Raw genomic sequence first — 6,203 nt, forward strand, 5'->3', positions numbered from 1 at the left:
ATATTAGCAAGTTTAGGACTTACGGTGTCTGATTTCATACGAATTTCTTTAGCTAAAGTTGTTGATGAAAGAGGATTGCCGTTTGATATGTCTATTTCTAATGCGAAAACGCTTAAAACTTTTGAAAAGAATGCAAAAGGATAAGATGTATACTTTGCGAAAGATATGAATGATTTATTTAAGTGATTTCGACAGTTTTTAAAAAGCATCACGGCGTTTGAAAGGGTCGTAATAGATTTCTGTTACACGAAATTTGCCTTCAAGGCGTTTGCATTGGATGATGACATCTATCATCGAGATTAATAAGCCGCGGATATCATCGCGTGCTAAATTACCACCACCGTCACTTTCTTTGACTAAAAGGGTCATTTGCTCAAAGGCTGCAAGTGCTGTTGAGGCGTGGACGGTGGTAATGGAGCCTGGGTGACCAGAGTTGACATTACGGATATAGTAAAAGGCTGTACCATCACGCAGCTCTTGTAGAAGGATTCTGTCGGGGCGCATGCGTAAGCCAGATTCAAGCAGTTCTTTTGCGCCTGCTTTTGCTAAGCCTTGGTTATCTTTTGAATAAAAGAGTTGGACTTTGTTTGAATGGGGAACGACAAGTTCTGGCGTGTCTTCTATGGTGAGAATGCGTTCATAGTCAGGGATTTTTGCAATCAAAGCTTTGGAGAGGGTTGTTTTCCCTGAACCGGTTTTGCCCGATATTAAGATATTTTGTTGTGTAATAATGGCTCTTTCTAAAAAGGTGCAAAAGTCTTTGGCGATAAAGAGATCTGTTAGCTCTTTGTCTGTATCAGAGAGTTCGGATAATCGTTCTGTCATTTGTTGCGTGGGTGTGAAACTGGTGTTTTGGGCGACAGAAAACAGATTGTTTTCATGTAAACTTTCAAGAGAAAAAGTGCGTGATGAAGGTTTACGAATGGTCATGCTAATGGTATTGGCTGCAACAGCTGGAGGCATAACAATTTGTATGCGTTCGTTGTTTGGCAGTGTTGCGGAGAGAACGGGATTTTCTACACTGATTTTTTGTGTTGTGTAGGCAGCAACAACTTTTGCAATCCCCTCTAGTTCGCTGTAGGTTAGTTCTTTTAAGATGTGGGTTTGCCAACCATTGGGACCCTCAACGATTACTTCGCCGGGGCGATTGATAACAATTTCAAATAAATTCTCATTATTGAGGAAGTCATCTAAGATCTTTAATTTTGTTAAAACGATGGAAGCTCGTTCTGCATTTTTTGCTGAGGGCATAATGTGACTTTATTGGCTTAATGAAAAAAGGAATAGCCGGGAGTAGAGCGGTTTCTTTTGCTCTTTACGGTTAGTTTATAGACAGATGAAAAATCGAGATCTCTTGCTACAAAGATGTTGACGAGTTCGCCTTGAAATTTTTCTAGGGTAGGAGGGATGTTGATTTGATTTTCAAGAGCAACGGTGGCTGTATCTTTTCCGATATTGCTTGCTTCAGAGCTGTTGAAACCACCACCTGAGTTAGAATTGCCTTTCTTTTTATTGGTTAGGTTTGTTGTAACGCTATCAACAACGGTGAGTAATAATGCTGAACTGAAGCGTTCCCACCAATGGGTGTTGACGTTGCCGTCAAAACCAGCTCTGCCTAAACTGTCAGTTGCAGGAGATGCAAGATTGATGATGACACCGGTTGGGGTTTTTGCTCTTGTCCAGAGCACAAAGAGGCGAGATTGACCCTTTTTAAGTCCTCCTCGGTATTCACCAACGACTTGGGTTCCTTTATCAAGCAAAACAACGCGCCCATTGTCAGAGAGGATATCACGGTTGATTATGCAGCTTGCAAAACCTGGTTGGTCACTGTTTAATGCGGTTTCTAATATACAGGGGATAGAAGTTCCCATGGCGATGATAAAGTTTCTATTTCCCATGATCCCAGCTCTTGTACCTTCTATTTTTGTAGGCTTTAGAAGTGAGGAAAAACTTTGTGAATCATTATTAGGAGTTTCACTTATATTATTACTATAGTTATTTCTCGGCATTTGAGTTGAAGAAGGGGGGGTATTGCTCGTAAAAGCCAATACGGGAGAACGTTGTGCTGCATCAAGTAAAGGATCATGTTCAACTATTTTTTCTGGTGTTGGTGATGGTGTTGGTAGTGTAATTGGAGCAATTTTTGCTTGTGATTCAGCGGAAACTAATTCTAAGGGAGTAACTGAGTTATTAAATTCTTGTTTTTTATGGATATTTGCCGTGTCTTTTGATGTTGGTGGTGTTGAAAATATATTCCAAAGCACATATGCGCAAAATCCTACAAAAGCTATAATAATGATTATTTTTTTTGTATCCGATTTTGATGTATTATTTTTGCCATCCCCAATAGATCCGCGATCTTCGATGATTGATTTATCACTCATGTGTTGTCCCCTTCAATTCCCGCTTATTTAAAGATCTGATGCAACTTTACGTTCAACAGATGGTGAGGTTGTTCCGGTATTTGGATTTGTGCCTTTTGGTTGATAGGCTTCGTTAAAGACGCATAGGACGTTTCTTCCCTGTCTTAGGGTGAAGCGTGCGCTAATGGCATGGACAATCACCATGTTGCCTCTTGTGGTTTTGGGAACCAGCGATTCTGTACCGTCATTGCTGACAATGTAAATGGCAGGGATTTCTTGGTTGTCTGGAAATGTAAATGTTGTGGTTTTGCCATTGTCATAAACGGAGGAGGGTTCGAGCACGCTCGATCCTTGAGCGGTGTAAGCCCAATTGCGAGGTCCGTAGGTTTCAGAAGCGTTGAAGATACCATCAATCTGTTGGGATTGTTTTTTTTCTTGTCGCATAAGGGCTGCGAGTCTTCTTTGTTCTGCTTCGTCTTGGGGATAGCGAAATTTCACAAGGAAATATGTTTCTTGTCCAGATGAAATTTCCCCATCTTTGATCGTAAGTTCAAATTGATAGGAGCGCTTTGAGCCATCAAGCTTTGTGGTGACGACTTGGAGATTGGTAATGGGTTGGACTTCTCTTGCTTTAAGGAAAAGAATATTGCCAGCGGGGGCGACTTCCCATGCAACACTGTTGCCAATTGCCACATGGGCAATTTCTTCATTGGGAGAAAATTCTATTTGTACCGATGAGCGTATGGAGCCAATAATTTTTGTGACATTATAAGCATCATAATTGATAAAGCGAATGCGGCTATCGCTTGGCGCGCGGGTGGGAAAAACACTCGCGTAGCTTATATTTGTCAAAGAAAAGGCAACAGCAATCCTAAGAATGAGAAAAAGGAATTTTTTTGTCATGATCAGTTGACCACTTCCGGATCGGTTCTATATTCATTAACAATAAACCCTAGAGGATTTATCAAACGGTTTTGGACAGAGATAGGGGCATTGGTATATTCAAAGGTGAGTGTTGCAACCCAGTGGGTGATGAATTCTTTGTTGTTGTCGTTGTTACGCACAGTTCTGTAGTAACGCACTTGGGCGACATTTTCATTGATAAAAGAAATTGATTTTATTGTTATTGTAACGGTGGCGTGTTTATAAAGAATTTGAGGACTTTGGGGATTTTTTGCGCCGTACCATCCAGCAAATCTTTCTCGTTCTTCAGGTGAAGAGAGGAGAGAGATGGTTTCGAAGTTATTTTGTGTTTCTTCTACGACGAAACCTTCACGGAAGCGGACATATTTTGCTGCAAAATAGCGTGTGATGGCTTCGTCGACGTTTGTTGGACCTTCTTTTAAGGCTTCTACGACTTCAGTGATGCCGGTTGAATTATCAACGCGGATGACAAAGGGTTCTACGGTTTTAAGGGGCGTGAGGGTGATGACCGCGAGAGAAGACATTATTGCAACAGCAACCGCGATACCGGCGATTGCAAGCGAGATGCGGGTGGTGCGGCGTGAGGCGAGCATGCGATCTTGATCGAACGAGCGTGCTTCAGCAATATATTGTTCTACGGCGTTTTCTTTCATGCTTTTTGCCCGCAATTTTTGTAAGATTTGATTTCTTCATCCGTTAATTTTTGTGCCAGAAGCATTTCCAGCTTACCTTCTTTTAGGGTTGAAGGTGTGTTGTTACTGATGATAATGGGCGTGGGCGTGGGTTTTTTCCCTTCCCAATTCCACATTGATCTGTTGAGTGGACGTTTAGAATATCCATCGCACCTTGGGAGTGACTTCAGTGTGTTTGGTGAAGACATGCAGCCACTGAGAAAGAGAAATGGTAAGATAATCCCAATTTTTTTAAAACCCCGCATTTGTGGTATTAACCTCCTCTAAATTTTGACCCCAAACCTCTTAGACCACTAATACCAGAACGAGCGGCTGCAAGAGCACCACGCCCCGCTGCTCTACTAGAATGGTGAGCTAAATGTGTTGATCCTGTAAGAGCTGCTCCTCCAGAAGCTAAAGCGGATGCAATTCCGGGTAAATGGATGAAAAGATAAATCCCACCAATGCCAATAACCAAAAATTGAAGTACAGAAAACATGATATCTGTAAGGTCACCTGAAAGGATTTCCATTGCAAGACTTACATATACGTTACCAAGCAACACGACTAATACTTGCAGAATAATGAAGTTTGCGAGTTGTCCTAACCACGCTTCTGTAAAACGCCTTGTTGTTGAAAATAGAGCAAAACCCATAAATATTGGTCCCACTGATATGACAAGAAATGATCCAAATTTAGCAAATATTGTGACGATAAAACCAATGGTGCAAAACACCCCAGAAATAATTAAGCAAATAAGACCAGCAATCCAGTTAACAATATACGTACCAACTTCAGTCCATCCGTTGTATTTATTTGCTGCATCAAAGGCGTGCGCATAAGCATTTTGTATCATATTGTCCCAGACATTCTTATCAGAAACTGCACCTTGTGTAGCATTTGAAATGGCATTAGGCAGATCAGTGAAAAATATATTTGTAATCCATGTGTTATAGCTAGCGGCTTTTGTGGTGAGTGTAACGATGATGCCAAGTTTGAAAGTTGTTGCTATAAAATCCCATAAAGGCATAGAAGAACGCCCATAGATAATGTTGTAACCTATAAATGCTATATAGATTATACAAGCTGATTGAAGAGGAACAGATAAAGCGCCTGAAAGATTGCTAATAGTTTTATCCATTATATCTGTAAGAGCATTCATTAAACGCTGATCTATCATGGTAAATATTTCTTTTGTTACCATTGGATATCCATTTTATAAAATTTTTGTAAATACTATTATTCCTAATTGTTATAATAATTTTTATGGATCAAAATTATTATCGCGTTTTTGTTGTGCTCTCCTTTTTTCATATTCCGCTTTTCTCTTAGCTTCTTCTTCTTGTTGTTTTTTCTCAAATTCTTCTCTACGTTTACGATTTTCTTCGTCAATTTTTGCCCGACGTTCTTCATGAATTTGATGATCGGCTAATCGTGCATTTTGACAGTTTTTCGAATTTCCTGTAAATCCACATCTCACCGCCCATTCTTTAAGTAAATTTTCATCTTTCTTAAAATCTTCTACACTGTAGGTTTTTTCACATCCAGCGGTGACCAGCCCTGTGCTAAGTAGTAGTGCTGCGATAATAACTTTGTTCATGATTAAGTCCCTCTTTAACTTTTAATGACCGCGAAGTTGATTTGCATAATCTTGGTATCTTTTACTAGCTTCTTCTCTAATCCGTATTGCTTCAGCTTCAGATTGAGCTTGTTGAATCATAGAAGTAGCTTGAGTTTGTAAAGCCTCTGCTTGTAATATTGCTTGTATAGCTGCTAATTGTGTTTGAGCATCTTGAACTTCAGCAGCGGTTTTAGCATTTTTCAGTTTTTCAATAATCTTACTAATGGCTTCTTTCTTTTTATCGGCATCTTCGTAAACAGCTTGCCCTGTTGCTGCTTGTCCTACATTGCGATTGTGCAATTTTTCCACTTCTTGCTTGTAAAAGGCATCAACTGCTTCTTTTGATCCTCCACCACCCGATGGTTCTTTGTATAAAAGTTTTTCTTTCCATTTTTCAGTGTTTCCGCTACCACCCCCGGTGCCATCTATTGATTGTTCTAAATGATTAAAATCAGAGGGGAGAGCAGCATTATTCCCTTGTTTGTTGAGCAATTCTTGAAGAGCAGACAAATCTGTTTTTCCATTCAAGGAGTTATATAATTGTTTTGCTTGATCGAGTTGGCTCTTTAATTGGTCAAGCTGTTGTTTGCCTTGCTGAATTTGTTCTTGCAATTTGTTAAGTTG

9 protein-coding genes are annotated in these 6,203 nt (G+C 40.0%); 1 reads left to right on the forward strand and 8 read right to left on the reverse strand.

Going from position 1 to position 6,203, the window contains the following annotated elements:
* Window positions 1–144, forward strand: coding sequence for a type II toxin-antitoxin system RelB/DinJ family antitoxin (locus ACFINU_RS08755; protein ID WP_375667578.1), 144 nt, complete (start codon window positions 1–3; stop codon window positions 142–144).
* A gap of 54 nt (window positions 145–198) precedes the next feature.
* On the opposite strand, the gene virB11 is transcribed toward ACFINU_RS08755, so the two are convergent.
* The 8 genes from virB11 to ACFINU_RS08795 all read right to left on the reverse strand — a co-directional run.
* On the reverse strand, window positions 199–1,251 hold the full coding sequence (virB11, locus tag ACFINU_RS08760; RefSeq protein WP_375618810.1) for a P-type DNA transfer ATPase VirB11: 1,053 nt from the start codon (window positions 1,249–1,251) through the stop codon (window positions 199–201).
* 17 nt (window positions 1,252–1,268) lie between these two features.
* Complete coding sequence (gene virB10 / locus ACFINU_RS08765) at window positions 1,269–2,384, reverse strand: type IV secretion system protein VirB10 (protein WP_375618811.1); 1,116 nt, start codon at window positions 2,382–2,384, stop codon at window positions 1,269–1,271.
* 27 nt (window positions 2,385–2,411) lie between these two features.
* Window positions 2,412–3,266: a P-type conjugative transfer protein VirB9 gene (gene virB9, locus ACFINU_RS08770; RefSeq protein WP_375618812.1), complete on the reverse strand. Its 855-nt coding sequence runs from the start codon at window positions 3,264–3,266 to the stop codon at window positions 2,412–2,414.
* Window positions 3,267–3,268: 2 nt separating this feature from the next.
* A complete protein-coding gene (locus tag ACFINU_RS08775) occupies window positions 3,269–3,940 on the reverse strand; it encodes a virB8 family protein (protein WP_375612435.1) in 672 nt (223 codons plus the stop codon).
* Window positions 3,937–4,224, reverse strand: a complete 288-nt coding sequence (locus ACFINU_RS08780) for a type IV secretion protein VblB7 (RefSeq protein WP_375618813.1) — start codon at window positions 4,222–4,224, stop codon at window positions 3,937–3,939. Before ACFINU_RS08780 ends, ACFINU_RS08775 begins: the two co-directional genes overlap by 4 nt.
* 8 nt (window positions 4,225–4,232) lie before the next feature.
* Window positions 4,233–5,162 carry a type IV secretion system protein gene (locus ACFINU_RS08785; RefSeq protein ID WP_375618814.1) on the reverse strand — a complete coding sequence of 310 codons (930 nt, stop codon included), beginning with the start codon at window positions 5,160–5,162 and terminating at the stop codon, window positions 4,233–4,235.
* Window positions 5,163–5,222: 60 nt separating this feature from the next.
* Complete coding sequence (locus ACFINU_RS08790; RefSeq protein ID WP_375618815.1) at window positions 5,223–5,558, reverse strand: EexN family lipoprotein; 336 nt, start codon at window positions 5,556–5,558, stop codon at window positions 5,223–5,225.
* A 21-nt stretch (window positions 5,559–5,579) separates the two neighbouring features.
* Window positions 5,580–6,203: type IV secretion system protein (locus ACFINU_RS08795; protein ID WP_375618816.1), on the reverse strand; the 624-nt coding region annotated here is incomplete at its 5' end.

The sequence above is a fragment of the Bartonella sp. AC130YNZD genome, from assembly GCF_042196865.1.
Lineage (GTDB): Bacteria > Pseudomonadota > Alphaproteobacteria > Rhizobiales > Rhizobiaceae > Bartonella.